We start from the raw sequence: 16,522 nt of genomic DNA, 5'->3' as shown, positions 1-16,522 counted from the left end.
AGAAGAGCGGCGACGGATTCCGGCGGCCGGGGTCGGAAGGCGGGCCGGCTCAGTTCGAGCCGGCCGCGGCCTCGCGTTCGGTCATTTCCTGCAATTCGCGCTGCAATTGCGCCTCGCTCGCAGCGCTCGGCGAAGACAGCCGTGCGAAGACGAGATAGGCGACAGGCGTCAGGAACAGGGTGGCGAGCGTCGCCAGACCAAGCCCGCCGACAATCACCCAGCCAAGGGCCGTACGCGCCTCGGCACCGGCACCGAAGGCGAAGATCAGCGGCAAGGCGCCGAGCACCGTCGAGATCATCGTCATCATGACCGGGCGCAGCCGGATGTTGGCGGCCTGTTCGATCGCCTCGCGCACCGACCGGCCGCGATTGCGCAACTGGTTGGCGAACTCGACGATCAGAATGCCGTTCTTGGCCATGACCCCGACAAGCAGCACGAGGCCGATCTGGCTGTAGACGTTGAGGCTGGTGCCCGTCAGCGCCATGGCGAAGACCGCGCAGGCCAGGCCGAGCGGTACGGTGGTCATGATGATCAGCGCGCTCACGAAACTCTCGAACTGCGCCGCCAGCACCAGTAGCACGACGACGATCGCCACGCCGAAGGTGAACGCCATGTCGCGCGAGGACTGGTCGAGCGTGGCGGCCTCGGCCAGCGGGATCACGCGCGAGCCGGGCGGCAGAAGCGGTTCGGCGATGCGGACGATCTCGTTATAGGCCTCGCCGAGCGCGAAGCCGTCCGCCAGGTTCGTCTGCAACGACACCGAGCGCATCTGCTGCTCGCGATTGAGGCTCGGCGCGACCGCCCTTTCCTCCAGTTCCGCGATGACCGACATCGGCACTATGCGCCCGTCGCCGGTCTGCAGATAGATCGCCTCCAGATCGGTCGGGTCGTTGATCGGCGTCGTGGTGGAGACCAGCTTGACCGGGAAGGAGCGGTCCTCGATGAAGACTTGCGCCACCTGGCTGCCGTCGAGCAACGCCTGCATGGCTTCGGCCAATCCGGCGATATCGATGCCCAGATCGGTGGCGCGCTCGCGATTGATGCGCACGGAAAGCTGCGGCTGCGTCGTCTCGTAGGACAGGCGCACCTGCTGGAAGCGCGGATCGCCCTCCATGATCGCGACGATCTTGGTGGCGGCGTCTCCGAGCGCGTCATAGCTGTTGCCGACAAGCGCGAATTGCAGGCCGTTGCCGGCGCCTCGAATGCCGAGGCTGTTGGGCTGAATGGCGAAGGCGCGCACGCCCGGCACCTGACTGGCAAGCCGGTTCATGTCTCCAACGATCTCGGCCTGGCTGCGCTCGCGATCTTCCCACGGCGCCAGCGACAGCACCATGAACCCGCTGTTGGAGCTGGAGCCGAGCCCGGCGATGGAGAAGATGTTGTCCACCTCGCCCGCCTCGCGCAGCGGAAGCACGAGTTGCTCGATCTCGCGCATCTTGGCACGGGTGAATTCGAGGCTGACACCCTGCGGCGCCGACACGCGCATCAACGCCACTGCGCGGTCCTCGCGAGGGGTGAGTTCCTGCGGGATCGTGCGGCCCAGCACCAGTGCAGCACCGATGGCGATCAGCGCGACAACGAACACGACCGCTGGCGCGTCGAGCGCGATACGCAAGAGGCTGCGATAGAAGCCGGCCAGCCATCCGCCGAAGCGATGAAGCGGCGTCGGGTTGGGTTTCGATGCGCCTTCCTGGCGGCGGATCAGCCGCGAGGCGAGCATCGGGCACAGCGTCAGCGCGACGACGCTCGAGAGCGTGACGGCGAAGGCCAGCACGAAACCGAATTCGCGGAACAGGCCTCCTGCCTGGCCAGGCAGGAAGGAAATCGGGATGAAGACCGCGGCCAGAGTCGCCGTCGTCGTGATGACGGCGAAGAACACCTCGCGCGTCCCGATCACGGCGGCGGCGCGCGGACCGAGGCCTTCGTTTCGCTTGCGGACGATGTTTTCAAGCACGACGATCGCGTCATCGACCACCATGCCGGTCGCAAGGACCAGCGCGAGCAAGGTGAGGATGTTGATCGAGAAACCGGCGAGGTAGATCGCCGCGAAGGTGCCGATCAGCGCGATCGGCAGCGTGACCGTCGGGATCAGCGTCGCCCGCCAGTCGAGCAGGAAGAGGAAGATGATCGCGACGACGATCCCCACGGCGATCAGGATCGTGCGTCGCACCTCCTCGATCGAGCCGCGGATGAAGGTCGCGTCGTCGCTGGTGACGCGAATGTCCATGCCGTCGGGAAGGATGGAGCGCAGGTCGTCGGCAGCCGCCCGCACGCCTTCGGAAATCTCCAGCGTGTTCGATTTCGCCTGGCGCACGATGCCAAGGCCGATGCCGGTCGCACCATTGGCGCGCAGCGAGGACTCGCCCGGGTCTGCACCAAGCGTCACGGAGGCGATGTCCCTGATCTGCACCCGGTCGTTGAGGTGCAGGTTCTCGAAATCCTCCACCGTCGCGATGTCGGCGGTGGCGCGAACCACGATGTCCTGCGTGTTGGCGGTCAGCGAGCCCGCCGGCACGTCATAGGAGGCGCCCGCCAGCGCGTTGCGCAAATTGCCGACCGTCAGACCCAGTGCGGCCAGCCGCGACTGGTCGACGTCAATGCGGAACACCTTGTCGCGGTCGCCATAGACCTGGACGTCGGCGACGCCGGGCACGGCCGAGAGCCGATCGACGACCTCGTCCTCGACGAACACCGTCATGTCCTGCACGGAAAGGTTGGTGGAGGTGACGGCCAGACGCATGACGGCGCTCGCGTCCGCGTCCGCCTTGACGATGCGCGGTTCGTCCGCGCTGTCGGGCAACTGGTTGGTGATCCGCCCGATGGAATCGCGCACATCGGCAGCCGCCGTCGCTAGATCGGTGTCCTCGGAGAATTCGATGGTCACGCGGCTGCGGCCGAAGGAGGAAGACGAGGAGATCGAGGCGACGCCGGAGACACGCGCCACGGCGCCCTCGACGAGCGCGGTCAGCTCACGGTCGACGGTTTCCGGTGCGGCGCCGCTGAAGGTGGTCGTCACGGTGATCACCGGCCGGTCGACATCCGGCAGTTCGCGGATTTCGCCGCCATAGAGGCCGGCAAGGCCGGCGACGACGATGAGAAGGTTGATGACCAGTGCCAGGACCGGGCGCCGAACGAAGATCGACGCGCTGCCCGAGCCGATCGGTTCTGCATTCTTCACAGGCTCGCCGCCGGATGGCGCGGATTCACCGATCGTTGCGTCCGTCATGAGCCCGCTCCTTGACCGCGGTTGGCAGGAGCCTGCCCTCCGGGCGCTCCGCCCGGGCGACGCGGTGCGCCGCCGGCCGGCGGCTGGCCTTGTCCGCCGGGTGCCGCCGGCGCGCCCGCGACCTGCACGGCGCCGCCGCTGCGGACGTTCTGGACGCCTTCGGTGATCACCTGGTCGCCCTCGGCGAGGTCGGCCTTCACCAGCACGCGATCGGCATTGCGCTGGACGATCACGACATCGACCCGTTCGGCCTTGCCGTCGGCCACCCGCCAGACATAGGCGCCGACTGAATCCCATTGGATCGCCAGCGGATCGACCGCCGGATAGGTCTCGCCGGAAAAGCGCACCCTCACCTCGAACGACATGCCGGCGCGCAACAGGTCCTGCTCGTTGGCGATGCGGGCGCGCACCCGCAAGGTGCGGCTGGCCTCGTCGACCCGGTTGTCGACGGCGGTGATCTCGCCCTCGAAGACTTCGCCCGGACGCGCGATCGCCGTGGCGGAGACGGCCTTGCCGACCGTCATCGCGGCCGCGAAACGCTCCGGCACGTAGAACTCGACCAGGATCGCGCTGCGGTCGTCGATCGTGGCGATGTCGCTCTGGTTGGTGACATAGTCGCCCTCGTTGACCGCCAGTATGCCGAGCGAACCGGCGATCGGCGCGGTGACCGTGCGACGTGCCAGTGCGAGCTCGGCCTCGCGCAACGCGACGCTCGCCGCGGTGAGCTCGCTACGCGCCGTGTCGGCCTCCACGGAGCTGATGGCGCGCCGTTCGGCGAGGCTTTCGAGCCTGGTCGCCTTGCGTTCGGCGTCGGTGACGTTCAGCCGCGCCCGCTCGACGGCGAGCTCCTCCTCGGCGGAATCGAGCTGGACGATCACGTCGCCGGCCGCCACATGCGCGCCGGACGAGACCGGAATGTCGGCAATCTGGCCTGCCACCAGCGGCCGAATGGAGACAGTGCGCACGGGCTGGCCCGTGCCGATGGCGGTCAGCCGGTCGTTGACGATGCCCTCGCCGGCGGGTGCGACGACCACGAGGGCCTGGCGCGAAAACCCGCCCGCCCCTCGTCCGCCGGGCGGACCACCGGCGCCGGGCCGGCCTGCGCCAGGCGCACCGCCTGCGGTCTGCGCCTCACCGGCCGCGCCGGACGAAATGTTGATGCCGTAGCGCGCGAGAACCTCGCCGGCGCCGGGATAGAAAGCCACCCAGGCGGCGAAGGCCGCGACCAGGACCACGGCTGAAAGGACAAGCTGTTTCCAAATTTTCATAAATCTCGGCGGCCCCGACCGCGCATGACCGCGTGAGGCGGCCCGAACCCAAAAAACAACAGATTTCGGAAAAATATAGCGGAGATGCGTCTTCAGGCACGCGCAAAATGCATCATTAAAAATTTGTAATCTTGCAGCGCAACAATCTCTGCCTGATGAGACAAAGTCGCGCTCAGACGATGGCCGCGACCGGTGATGGCATGGCGGCCGGACGAGCCATGATCGAGGCGCGCTTCGGCCATGTGAAAATCACATAGCTCCCGCCCATGATTCCGCCTTGATCGCGCACCAAGTTTGTGTCAGTGCGCTTTGGCTGGAACACGCCGGCAAGACCCGGTGTGGAATACCAAACGAGACTGATCACTATCGACGAAAGGAGGCGATCATGACCCGTGATGAACTGATCCGCGAATACCGCATGCGTGGCGCCTCCTGGCCTGCGCTGCTCGGCGTTTACGGCATTCTCGTTGCGACGATGGTGCTGTCGGCGATGGCGATGACCTGAGCGGTCCGCCGCCCGCAGATTTTCCTGCGACATTCGAGTTTCCGCGAAGCCGGCCTTGCCGGCTTCGCTTTTTTGTACCGTCAGGCCGTCGCGGCTTCGCCGACATTGTCGACGCCACGCTCTTCCAACAGGGTCGAGAGCCAGTTCGGATCCATTTCGGGAACCGAGGACAGCAGCAGGTCCGTGTAGGGATGGTGCGGCGGCTGGAACATCTCGTCCTTTGGCCCCAACTCCACGACCCGGCCCCGCTGCATCACCACCACTTCGTCGGCAATGGCGCGAACCGTCGCCAGATCGTGGGTGATGAACATGTAGGCGAGGTTCAGTTCCTTCTGCAGCCTGTCGAGCAGCCTCAGGATGCCCTCGGCGACGAGCTGGTCGAGGGCGCTCGTCACCTCGTCGCAGATGATGAAGGACGGCTCGGCCGCCAACGCCCGGGCGATGCCGATGCGCTGCTTCTGCCCGCCTGACAGTTCCGTCGGGAAGCGGTTGTAATATTGCGACGGCTCCAGCTCGATCATGTCGAGCAGTTCGTCGACCCGATTCTTCAGCGCCGTGCCATGCAGCCCGCTATAGAAGCGCGCCGGGCGGCCGATGATCTCGCTGATACGGACCTTCGGATTGAGCGCCGTGTCGGCCATCTGATAGATCATCTGCGCCTGGCGGAGCTGCTCCTTGGAGCGGTTTTTGTAGCTCGGCGGCAGTGCCTGGCCATGGAACAGTATCTGCCCCTTGGTCGGCGGCAGGAGGCCGGTGATGCAGCGCGCGGTGGTCGACTTGCCGGATCCCGACTCGCCGACAACGGCGACGGTCATGCCGTCATAGATATCGAAGGACACATCCTCCAAGACCTTGGTTGTGCCGTAGGCGGCATCGACATTCTGCACCGAGACGACCGGAACGGCGCCGCCGCCCGGGCGCGACTTCTGCGGCCGCTCGAAGCTGCGCACGGCCCACAGGCTCTTGGTGTAATCCTCCTTCGGATTTTCCAGCATCTGCACCGTCGGCGCCTCTTCCACCTCGTTGCCCTTGAGCAGCACCTTGATGGTGTCGGCCATCTGCGCCACGACGGCGAGGTCGTGGGTGATGTAGATGGCGGCGGTGTTGAACTGGTCGACGATGTCGCGGATCGCCGCCAGCACCTCGATCTGGGTCGTCACGTCGAGCGCGGTGGTCGGCTCGTCGAAGATGATCAGATCCGGGCGGCAGGCCATGGCCATGGCGGTCATGGCGCGCTGCAACTGGCCGCCCGACACCTGGTGCGGGTAGCGGAAGCCGATTTCCTGGGGGTTGGGAAGGCGCAGGCGCTCATAGAGCTCCATCGCGTCTTCCTGGGCCTCCATGCGCTTCTGGATCCGGTACTGGATCGGCGCCTCGGTGTGCTGGTCGATGATCTTGTGCGCCGGGTTGAAGGAGGCGGCGGCCGACTGGGCCACATAGGCGATGCGCGAACCGCGCAGCGCCCGCAGCACCGATTCCGGCGTCGTCGTCAGCTCCATGCCGTCGAACTCGATCGAGCCGCCGGAAATCCGGCAGCCGTCCCGGGCAAAGCCCATCGATGCGAGACCGATGGTCGACTTGCCGGCACCCGACTCGCCAATGAGGCCGAGCACCTCGCCACGATGCAGCGTCAGGTCGATGCCGTGCACGATCTCCATCCACTCCTCGTCGGCATAGCCTTCGATGCGTAGATCCCTGATCTTCAGGAGAACGTCTTTCTTGCTCTTTGTCATGATTACTGCTCCTTCAGGCCGGACGACCGGAACAGCATCCAGTCAACGACGAAGTTGACCGCGACCGTCAGAAGAGCAATCGCGGCGGCGGGGATCAGCGGGGTCATGTCGCCGAAGGAAATCAGCGTCGCCGTCTCGCGCACCATGGAGCCCCAGTCGGCCGTCGGCGGCTGAATGCCGAGACCGAGGAAGGAAAGCCCGGCGATCAGCAGGAAGACGAAGCAGAACTCCAGGCCGAATTCCGCGATCAGCGGCGCGGTGGAGTTCGGCAGGATTTCCCTGCGGATCAGGTACCAGGTGCCCTCGCCGCGCAGCTTCGCCGCCTCGATATAGTCCATCACGACCACGTTGCCGGCCACGGCGCGTGACAGGCGGAAGACGCGTGGCGAATAGATCACCGCGACCACGAGAACGATCACCCACAGATCGGTGCCGAAAATCGACAGCATCAGCAGGGCGAAGATCAGCGACGGAACCGACATGATCACGTCGGCGACGCGACCCAGGACCGTGTCCAGCCATCCGCCCTTCGTCGCTGCGAAGAGCCCGCCGGCAGCACCCAGGAAGAACGCGAGTAGCGTCGCGATCAGGGCCAGGCCGACGGAGTTGCGGGCACCGAAGATGATGCGGCTGAAGATGTCGCGGCCAAGCTGGTCGGCACCGAGCAGCATGGTTTCATCCGGCGGCGCGAAGGCCGACGAGATCACCTCCGACTGGCCGTGCGGCGCGATCCACGGCGCGAAGATGCCCGCGATCGCATAGGTGAAGATCACGAACATGCCAAACGACGCGGTGAGCGGCGCGGTGCGAAGCTCCTTGGCCAGGTTCACCGGCGCAATGGCGACAAGGAATTCCTTGAACGCGTAGGAGGTGCCGGCGGCCAATGCGAGGATCGCGGCGGCACCCGCCACGAAGCGCAGCGCGGACACGCCGCCGATGATCCCGAGGACGAAGGAAACCAGCGTCAGCGAGAAGAGCAGCATGAAGGCCGAGCGCTGCTTGTAGTAAGCGGCGAGGCAGGACACACCGATGAGGAAGGCGTAATAGCCGATAACGAAATAGCTCATGTCCAGCCCCTCACTTCGGATGCCGCAGACGCGGATTGGTGAGGATCGCGCCCACATCGGCTGCCAGGTTGAGCAGGATGAAGGTCGCCGCGAAGATCAGGCAGCAGGCCTGCACGACCGGGAAGTCGCGCTTGCTGACCGCATCGACGAGCAACTGGCCGACGCCCGGATAGACGAACACCACCTCGACCAGCACGACGCCGGTGATGAGATAGGCGAGGTTCAGCGCCACGACGTTGATGATCGGCGCCCAGGCGTTCGGCAGCGCGTGCCGGACGATCACCTTCCATGGCGGAACACCCTTCAGCCGGGCCATCTCGATATAGGGAGAGGCCAGCAAGTTGATGATCGCCGCCCGTGTCATGCGCATCATGTGCGCGGTGACGACGAGCACGAGCGTCAGGGCCGGTAGGAACGTTCGCTGGAGCAGTTCGAGGAAACTCATCCCGTCGCTGATGCTGGCGATGGCGGGGAACATGCTCCACTTCACCGCGAAATAGAGGATGAGGATGTAGCCCAGGAAGAATTCGGGAGACGAGATCGAGGTCAGCGTCAGGACGTTGGCGACGCGGTCGAAGATCGTGTTGCGCAGCAGCGCGACGATGACGCCGAGCGTGATCGCGATCGGCACGGCGATCACCGCCGCATAGGCGGCCAGGAACAGCGTGCTGGCGAAACGCGGCCCGATCGACGCGCTGACGGGCTCCTGCTTGACGAGCGAGATGCCGAAATCACCCTGCACCGCCCCGGCGAGCCACTGGAAGTAGCGTACGAACCAGGGTTGGTTGAGGCCGAGTTGCTCGCGCATGGCGGCGACCGTTTCCTGCGTGGCGCCCTGACCGAGCACGGCTTCAGCGATGTCCCCGGGCAGCAATTCCACGGCAATGAAGATCAGGAACGAAACCACCAGCAAGGTCAGCACTCCGTAGAGCAGCCGCCTCGCCACGAGCTTGAGTATGTCCCCCATTTATGTCCCTCCAGACTGCAACGGCAGCAGGATGCCACCGACTGGGTCGTCCCGGCATTGGCTCAGACAGGAATCTTTATTCAAGGGGTCGCCTGGAGCCCGTACCGGGGCTGGTCAACGATGCCGCAAGAAACGGGCATCGTCCAATTGCAAATCCCGCGCGGCGCAAGGGTGCGCCGCGCGGGACCTTCGTTCAGCTTACGAGAACCACCAACGGCTCGGCGCGCGGGCACCGTCGCAGGCCCAGCTTGCGGCGACCTGGTCGGGACGCTGCACATTGGAGCGGCGCGCATAGACGAAGTTGTTGAAGAACGGCAGCAGCGTGCCGCCGTCGTCATGCATGAGCTGGCACATCTCGCGATACATCTCGCCGCGCAGGCTGTCGTCGAGTTCCGACTTGGCCTGGAGCAGCAGCTCGTTGAACCGCTCGTTCTGCCAACGGCTCTCGTTCCATGCCGCGTCCGACTTGTAGGCGAGCGTGAACATGACGTCCGGCGTCGGGCGGGCGCCCCAGGACACGGCCTGGAACGGCTTCTTCAGCCAGACATCGGAGTAGTAGCCGTCATTCGGCTCGCGCACGACATTGATGTTGATGCCGGCGGCCTTGGCGTGTTCGGCGTAGAGCACGCACATGTCGACGGCGCCCGAGAAGACGCTTTCCGCGCTCGACAGGTTGATCGACAGGCCGTCGTGGCCGGCCTTCTTGAGCAGCGACTTGGCCTGGTCCGGGTCATAGTCGTGCTGCGGAATGTCGTCCGGCCAGAAAGGCTGCACCGGCGAAAGGTGGAAGTCGTTGCCTTTCGTGGCCGCGCCGAAGGCGATCTTCTCGATGATGTCGTCGCGGTTCATCGCCAGCTTCAGCGCCTTGCGCACGTCGACATTGTCGAACGGCGCCGTGTCGCAATGCATCGGCATGGTGATGGCAGCGCCCGACGGGATGTTGTCGATCTGGATGTTCTTGTCGCGCTGCAGCAGCGCCATCGTCTTCAGGTCGATGAGCGAAACCGAATCCACGTCGCCGGTGACCAGCGCGGTCTGGCGGGCGTTCGGGTCGTTGAGGACGATCAGTTCGACGCCGTCGAAATAGGCGCCCTCGCCGTGCCAGCCGTCGTGGCGGGTCAGGCTCCAGCTGACGCCGAATTCGCCGTCCTCGATCTTGTAGGGGCCGCAACCGTCGCCCGACTGCCAGTTGATCGTACCGTCATCATTGGCCGGGCAGATCGCGAGGTGGTAGTCCGTCATCAGCCACGGCAGGTCGGCGATGCCGCGTCCGAGCTTGATGACCACCGTGTGGTCGCCGTCCTTGACGATGTCGGTCACGTCGGTCAGCAGCGCTTTGGCGGCCGAGGTCGTGCTGTCGCCGCGGTGGTGGTTGAGCGAGGCGATGACATCGTCGGCAACGACCGGCTTGCCGCTGTGGAACGTCGCGTTCGGATTGATTTCGAAGGTCCACTCGGTCGCGTCCGGCGTGGCTTCCCAGCTGGTCGCCAGATCCGGGCCAAGCGAATTGTCGGGTTCGATCTGCGTCAGGTAGCTGCGGTGCTGGTGCGCCAGGAAGATCATCTGGCGGGTCACATAGGTGCCCGGATCGTGGGTGTCGGAGGTGTTGCCGTCATGAATGCCCCACCGGAACGTGCCGCCCTTCTTGGGCTGCGCGGCAGCCGTGGTCGTCCACAGGCCGGTGGCGGTCGTCGCGGTCACGCCCGCGGCGATCGAGTAGTGCATGAAATCGCGGCGCGAAATCTTGCCGCGGCGCGCTTCCTCGGCGATGCGGTCGATCATGCTTTGCTTGGAATCTTTTCGCATATGAAAAATGCCTCCTCAGTTATGGCTGTGTTGGCGAGCGCCGGACGCGCTCTACACCCGTCGCTAGGGTCAAACGCCCAGCACAATTCGGGTAGTCAAATTGCGACATTTAGGAACATAAACACGAACAATCGGACAGGACCACCCGTTCGGCTGATTTTTCCCGGGACGCGGCGGGCATGGCGGCAACCGTTGTTCTTGCCGGTGGACGCAAGGTAAACTGAGGACTTCGGCGGGCAATACAGGCTCGAAACTCCACTCGACATCGCTAGACAACGAAACGGGCAAACAGGATTGCCGGCCTGTGCAACAGAGATTTTTTCACCTTCGGCAACCAGGCGCCCAAAAAATAACCGTGCCACGCCGGCTGATGCACAATTTCTCACAGACTTGCGCCCCAAACAGCGCGATTCGGACCGCCAGAACCGCAAAACCGTGGCTGGCACAGGCCTTGCTTGCCCCTGAGACGTGCAGAGGCGCCTAGGGTTCCGGTCCGCAAGGACGACTGGTCCGAGAGGTGCAAGCCGCCAGGAACCGGCGGTGACACGGCGGGGCAAAATCCCGGGAGACAACTGCACAGGTTTGCGCGCGCAGACCTCTCCCGGTTGTGCGCTCGAACCTCCCATGGATGCGGCCCGTCCGCGTGAAACTTGAGAGGCAGGAGCATGATCGCAAAATTCATCACCACCCTCGGCCTGGCGGCGACGTTGGCGCTACCCCTTTCCGCCACTGGCGCGGCGGCGGAAGAGAAAACCGATTTCAAGGTCTGCTGGTCGATCTATGTCGGCTGGATGCCATGGGGCTATCTGTCGGATTCCGGCATCATGGACAAATGGGCCGAGAAATACGGCATCGACGTCGAGATCGTTCAGATCAACGACTACGTGGAATCCATCAACCAGTACACGGCCGGCGAATATGACGGCTGCTCGATGACCAACATGGACGCGCTGTCGATCCCCGCCGGCGGCGGCATCGACACGACCGCGCTGATCGTCGGCGACTATTCCAACGGCAATGACGCCATCATCCTCAAGGACACGGACGACCTCGCGGCCATCGCCGGGCAGAACGTCAACCTCGTCGAGTTGTCGGTGTCGCACTACCTGCTCGCCCGCGCGCTCGATTCGGTCGGCCTGTCCGAGAAGGACCTGACGGTCGTCAACACGTCGGACGCGGACATGATCGCAGCCTATTCGACGGACGACGTCACCGCGGTCGTCACCTGGAACCCGCTGGTCTCGGAGATCATGGCGCAGCCCAACGCCAACAAGGTGTTCGATTCGGCCGGCATTCCGGGCGAGATCATCGACATCATGATGGTCAACACCGACACGCTCGCCGACAATCCGGCCTTCGGCAAGGCGCTTGTCGGCGCATGGTACGAGGTGATGGGCCTGATGGCCGGCGGCGACGAGGCGGCGCTCACCGCCATGGCCGAAGCGTCGGGCACGGACCTCGCCGGATACGAGGCCCAGCTCGCCTCCACCGAGATGTTCTACGCACCGGGAGACGCGGTGGCCTTCACGGAATCGGCCGACCTGCCGAAGACCATGCAGTTCGTCGCCGAGTTCCTGTTCGACAAGGGCATTCTCGGCGAGGGCGCGCCCAGCCCCGAATTCGTCGGCGTCTCGTTTCCGGACGGCTCCGTCTATGGCGACGAGAACAATGCGAAGCTGCGCTTCGACACGACCTACATGCAGATGGCCGCCGACGGCGCGCTCTGACCGCAACGGGGGCCCGGCGCGAGCCGCGCCGGGTCCCCTCCCCTGGTTGTCCCACTGGGTCGCAGCTCCGGAGCCGCCATGCGCCTGATCAACCGCAAACCGTCCCGCGTCGCCGCCTTCGCGCTCGGCATGGCGCCGTTCCTCGCGGCAATCATCGCCTATGCCGTCGCCAGCCATTACCGGCGGCTCGACAATCCGGCCGACAAGCTCTTGCCGTCGCTGCCCGACATGGCCGCCGCCTTCGGCCGCATGGCGTTCACGCCCGACCGGCGCTCCGGCGACCTGCTGTTGTGGGTCGACACGCTGGACAGCCTTGAGCGGCTCGCGGCCGGCATGGGTGTTGCGGTGGTCCTGGCGCTCTCGCTCGGCATCCTGATCGGCTTCATTCCGCATGCACGCGCGTCGCTGGCGCCGTTCATCGCCACCTTTTCGCTCATTCCGCCGATCACGATCCTGCCGATCCTGTTCATCATTTTCGGCCTCGGCGAGGTCTCCAAGGTCATGCTGATCGTCATAGGCACCGCGCCCGTGATGATCCGTTCGGTCGCGCAATCGGTGATGGAGATCCCGCGCGAACTGATCATCAAGGCCGAAACGCTGGGCGCGTCCGTATGGCAGATGATGGTGCGCGTCGTGCTGCCGCAAATCCTGCCGAAGCTGATCACCGCGATGCGGCTCGGCCTGGTGCCGGCCTGGATCTTCCTGATCTCGGCGGAGGCGATCGCCTCGACTTCCGGACTCGGCTACCGCATCTTCCTGGTGCGGCGCTATCTCGCGATGGACGTGATCCTGCCCTATGTCGTGTGGATCACGTTGCTCGCCTTCATTCTCGACCGGCTGCTGCTGATGGCCTCGCGCCGCGCCTTCCCGTGGTACCACATGCACGGAGAGAGCCTGTGAGCGACCAGCCGAAAGTCTCCGTCCAGAACGTCGCCAAGATCTATGACGGCACGATCGTGCTGGAACGGCTCAATCTCGACATCGAGGCCGGCGCGCTGTGCACCATCGTCGGCGCGTCCGGCTGCGGCAAGTCGACCTTCCTGCGCATGCTTCTGTCGCAGGAAACGCCGTCGCGCGGCCAGATCCTGATCGACGGCGAGGTCCTGCCCTCCGAACCGACGCCCGATCGCGGCATAGTCTTCCAGCGCTATTCCGTCTTTCCGCATCTGACGGTGGAGGAAAACCTGATCCTGTCGGCGGAATTCGACGCCGCCCCGTTCACCGGCCGGCTGCGCGGCAGCGCGCGGGCCAGGGCGCGCGACGACATCGCCGAGACGCTGGAGCGCATCGGGCTGGCGCAGGCGCGCAGCCGCTACCCGGCACAACTGTCCGGCGGCATGCAGCAGCGTCTCGCCATCGCTCAGGCGCTCTTGAAAAAGCCCAAGATCCTGCTGCTGGACGAACCCTTCGGCGCGCTCGACCCCGGCATCCGCGCGGACATGCAGGCATTGCTGACCGAACTCTGGCGGGAACTCTCCATGACCATCTTCATGGTCACGCACGACATCCACGAGGCCTTCAAGCTCGGCACCCGGGTGCTCGTCTTCGACAAGATCCGCCACGACCCCGCGGCGCCGGAACGCTGGGGCGCCACCATCACCTACGACCTGCCGCTCGACCGGCCGGGCGTGCAGACCTACCCCGATGCAAAGGCGCTTTTCGCGCTGAAGAACACAACAAGAGGAGACGCTCCAGATGCGTGACATTTTTTCGTCGAAACCGGCGCGCGGCGCGCGCAAGGCGGGTGTGGCGGACCGGACCGAGACACGACGCCTGCACCACCCGGATTTCGACAAGCTGAACATGCGCGGATGGAAGGCGGCGGAGAAGGAAGGCCAGTTGCCGTCGGCCGCATGGCAGCAGGAGCGCGCCTGGGCGTTGCGGATGGGCCTGACCGGCTCGGATTCGCTGGAAGACAAGTCGATCCCGACCTTCGCGCGCGGAGAACTGCCGCATTATGCCGGCATCAACACCTTCCTGAAGGCGCCCTATATCGAGGACGCGACGAAGGTCGGCGCCTATGACGCCGCGATCATCGGCATACCCTTCGACGGCGGCACGACCTATCGGCCCGGAACCCGCTTCGGCCCGCAGGGCGTGCGCAAGATCTCCGCGCTCTACACGCCCTACAATTACGAGATGGGCATCGACCTGCGCGAACAGATGACGCTCTGCGATGTCGGCGACGTCTTCACCATCCCCGCCAATATCGAGAAGACGTTCGATCAGATCACCCGCGCCGTCTCCCATGTCGCCTCGTCCGGCGCCCTGCCGATCATGATCGGCGGCGACCATTCGATCGGCTTTCCCTGCGTGCGCGGCATCGCGCAATGCACCTCGAAGCGCATCGGCATCGTGCATTTCGACCGCCACATCGACATCCAGGAGAAGGATCTCGACGAGCGCATGCACACGACGCCGTGGTTCCACGCGACCGACCTCGCCAATGTGCCGGCGGTAAACCTGGTGCAGGTCGGCATCGGCGGCTGGCAGGTGCCGCGCGAGGGCGTTCAGGAGGCGCGCAAGCGCAACACCAACATCTTCACCATGCGCGACATCGAGGAAATGGGCCTTGGCGAAACCGCGGCCCGCGCGCTGGAACTCGCATGGAAGGACGCCGACGCGGTCTATATCTCGTTCGACATCGACTCGGTCGATTGCGGCTTCGTGCCCGGCACCGGCTGGCCAGAGCCCGGCGGCTTCCTGCCGCGCGAGGCGCTGGAACTGGTCTCGCTCGTTGCAGCGGAAGGCATTTGCGGTCTCGAGGTCGTCGAGGTCTCGCCGCCCTATGACACGTCCGACATCACCGCGCTTCTGGCGACCCGCGTCATCGTCGACGTGCTCGGCACGCTGGTCAGCCACGGCAAGATGGGATCGCACAAGGCCATCATCGACAAGCCGGTGCAGATTCCCGCCGGCCCGGATGTCGGCACGCAGGGCTGGGAGCTGAAATCAAATGCATGACGACCATCATCACGGCCACGGCCACCATCAGCACCATCATGATCACGATCACATGCATGACCATCACCATGGCGTCGGGCACAACCATGCCCACGACCATGGCGACCATCTGCACAGCCATGTCCATGGCGACGCGGCAAAGGAGCGGGCCGAGGAATTGCGGGTCCTGTCGACGGCGTTTCTCGACGGCTATCGCAAGGCCGGCGACAAGACATCGTTCCTGCGCGTGGCCGGCGTGCCGTTCAAGCGCGCGGGTGCGGACGGGCTCGCCATGCACCTGGTCGAGACGAAGATCGAGTGCAAATGGCAGCTCGGCACGGCCTCGCCCGCCTTCGGATCGCGCGAACTTGTCTATCTTCCCTATCCGGGCGAGATGGTAACGGAACGTGAAACCATGACGTTTACCTATGTCTCGCTGACCGCGCGCGCCGATGTCGATCTCACCGAGATCCTCGCCGCCCGCCAGGAGACATGAGGAAGCCGTCCGTGATCGATACCGCCATCGCCCTTGCCGCTCTTGTCGCGGCGCTCGCGCCCGCCGGAACCCTCGCACACACGGGTTCGCATGCGGCCGTGGAGGGCGGGATCGTCAGCCACGTGCTGGCCTCACCCTTCCATGTCGGCCTGATCGCGGCGGGGCTCTACCTCGCCGGCTTCAGCGTTTCGAGCCTGCTGCGGTCGGTACGGGCGAAAGACAGGCGCGACTGACCGGCAGGCGCGGCATGTAGGACGCATCCCACGGCTGTGTCAGCGGCGGGCGGTGAATGTTGCGATCGCGACGGCGATCCAGCCGGCCATCATGGTCATGCCGCCGGCCGGTGCGGCCATGGCGAAGAGCCGGCCGTAGCCGAACAGGCGCAACGCGATGTCGCCGGAGAAGAGCGCCGCACCGACGAAAAGCAGCAATGCGGCGAGGCGCAGCACGATGTCGCGGCGCGCCGACAGGCCGATCGCCAGCAACGCCGGCGCGTGGGCAAGGCAGACAAGCGCCACGGCGCTCGCCAGTCGCGGATCGTCGCCCGCATGCGCGCTCATCGCCGCCGCACCGACGCCGCAGAAACCGAGGATGCCGGCGCCGAGAAGGGCCATGGCGTTGCTGCCCGATCGTTCGCTCATGTGATCTGTCTCCTTGGCCCGCAGCCTTAGCCGATCGGCCGCGCAAGCGACACCATGACAGATGGGCGCATGCGGCGCGACGGACCTGTCCACCGGCGATTGGCCCGTTTCGATTGCACGCGCCCCCTCGCCCGCCTAATCCT

At 65.3% G+C, this 16,522-nt stretch carries 14 protein-coding genes and 1 riboswitch; of the genes, 6 read left to right on the top strand and 8 right to left on the bottom strand.

All coding sequences use genetic code 11. The annotated features are described in order from the left end of the window. Positions 1-49: 49 nt before the first annotated feature. The 7 genes from MRY80_RS11275 to MRY80_RS11245 form a co-directional block, all read right to left on the bottom strand. Positions 50-3,226 carry an efflux RND transporter permease subunit gene (locus tag MRY80_RS11275; RefSeq protein ID WP_293291060.1) on the bottom strand — a complete coding sequence of 1,059 codons (3,177 nt, stop codon included), beginning with the start codon at positions 3,224-3,226 and terminating at the stop codon, positions 50-52. Beyond that, positions 3,223-4,494 (bottom strand): efflux RND transporter periplasmic adaptor subunit, encoded by a 1,272-nt coding sequence (locus tag MRY80_RS11270; protein ID WP_293291059.1) that lies wholly within the window; start codon positions 4,492-4,494, stop codon positions 3,223-3,225. Before MRY80_RS11270 ends, MRY80_RS11275 begins: the two co-directional genes overlap by 4 nt. Positions 4,495-4,586: 92 nt before the next feature. After that, positions 4,587-4,736, bottom strand: a complete 150-nt coding sequence (locus MRY80_RS11265) for a hypothetical protein (RefSeq protein WP_293291058.1) — start codon at positions 4,734-4,736, stop codon at positions 4,587-4,589. 343 nt (positions 4,737-5,079) lie between these two features. Next, positions 5,080-6,732, bottom strand: coding sequence for an ABC transporter ATP-binding protein (locus MRY80_RS11260; RefSeq protein ID WP_293291056.1), 1,653 nt, complete (start codon positions 6,730-6,732; stop codon positions 5,080-5,082). Positions 6,733-6,734: 2 nt separating this feature from the next. Then, positions 6,735-7,799 carry an ABC transporter permease gene (locus tag MRY80_RS11255; RefSeq protein ID WP_293291054.1) on the bottom strand — a complete coding sequence of 355 codons (1,065 nt, stop codon included), beginning with the start codon at positions 7,797-7,799 and terminating at the stop codon, positions 6,735-6,737. A 10-nt stretch (positions 7,800-7,809) separates the two neighbouring features. Next, a complete protein-coding gene (locus MRY80_RS11250; protein ID WP_293291053.1) occupies positions 7,810-8,766 on the bottom strand; it encodes an ABC transporter permease in 957 nt (318 codons plus the stop codon). Positions 8,767-8,964: 198 nt separating this feature from the next. Beyond that, on the bottom strand, positions 8,965-10,572 hold the full coding sequence (locus tag MRY80_RS11245) for an ABC transporter substrate-binding protein (RefSeq protein WP_293291052.1): 1,608 nt from the start codon (positions 10,570-10,572) through the stop codon (positions 8,965-8,967). Positions 10,573-11,041: 469 nt separating this feature from the next. Next, a riboswitch (guanidine-I (ykkC/yxkD leader) is annotated at positions 11,042-11,142 on the top strand. 95 nt (positions 11,143-11,237) lie between these two features. Between MRY80_RS11245 and MRY80_RS11240 the strand changes: the two genes are divergently transcribed. From MRY80_RS11240 to MRY80_RS11215, 6 genes are all read left to right on the top strand, one after another. Next, on the top strand, positions 11,238-12,299 hold the full coding sequence (locus MRY80_RS11240; RefSeq protein WP_293291051.1) for a putative urea ABC transporter substrate-binding protein: 1,062 nt from the start codon (positions 11,238-11,240) through the stop codon (positions 12,297-12,299). Positions 12,300-12,377: 78 nt separating this feature from the next. Next, positions 12,378-13,199 carry an ABC transporter permease gene (locus tag MRY80_RS11235; RefSeq protein WP_293291049.1) on the top strand — a complete coding sequence of 274 codons (822 nt, stop codon included), beginning with the start codon at positions 12,378-12,380 and terminating at the stop codon, positions 13,197-13,199. After that, a complete protein-coding gene (locus MRY80_RS11230) occupies positions 13,196-14,002 on the top strand; it encodes an ATP-binding cassette domain-containing protein (protein ID WP_293291048.1) in 807 nt (268 codons plus the stop codon). The genes MRY80_RS11235 and MRY80_RS11230 overlap by 4 nt, the downstream gene beginning before the upstream one ends. Further along, positions 13,995-15,263, top strand: a complete 1,269-nt coding sequence (locus tag MRY80_RS11225) for an agmatinase family protein (protein ID WP_293291046.1) — start codon at positions 13,995-13,997, stop codon at positions 15,261-15,263. The genes MRY80_RS11230 and MRY80_RS11225 overlap by 8 nt, the downstream gene beginning before the upstream one ends. Further along, on the top strand, positions 15,256-15,738 hold the full coding sequence (locus tag MRY80_RS11220; protein WP_293291045.1) for a hypothetical protein: 483 nt from the start codon (positions 15,256-15,258) through the stop codon (positions 15,736-15,738). Before MRY80_RS11225 ends, MRY80_RS11220 begins: the two co-directional genes overlap by 8 nt. Before the next feature lie 11 nt (positions 15,739-15,749). Continuing rightward, a complete protein-coding gene (locus MRY80_RS11215; RefSeq protein WP_293291044.1) occupies positions 15,750-15,971 on the top strand; it encodes a hypothetical protein in 222 nt (73 codons plus the stop codon). Between the two features lie 39 nt (positions 15,972-16,010). Here the strand turns inward: MRY80_RS11215 and MRY80_RS11210 are convergent, their stop codons facing one another. Beyond that, positions 16,011-16,379 (bottom strand): DUF423 domain-containing protein, encoded by a 369-nt coding sequence (locus tag MRY80_RS11210; protein WP_293291042.1) that lies wholly within the window; start codon positions 16,377-16,379, stop codon positions 16,011-16,013. Between the last annotated feature and the right edge of the window lie 143 nt (positions 16,380-16,522).

It is taken from the genome of Oricola sp., assembly GCF_022763245.1.
Taxonomy (GTDB): Bacteria; Pseudomonadota; Alphaproteobacteria; order Rhizobiales; family Rhizobiaceae; genus Oricola.
Note: the sequence above shows the minus strand (reverse complement) of the source record. Positions and strands in the feature narration are given on the sequence as shown.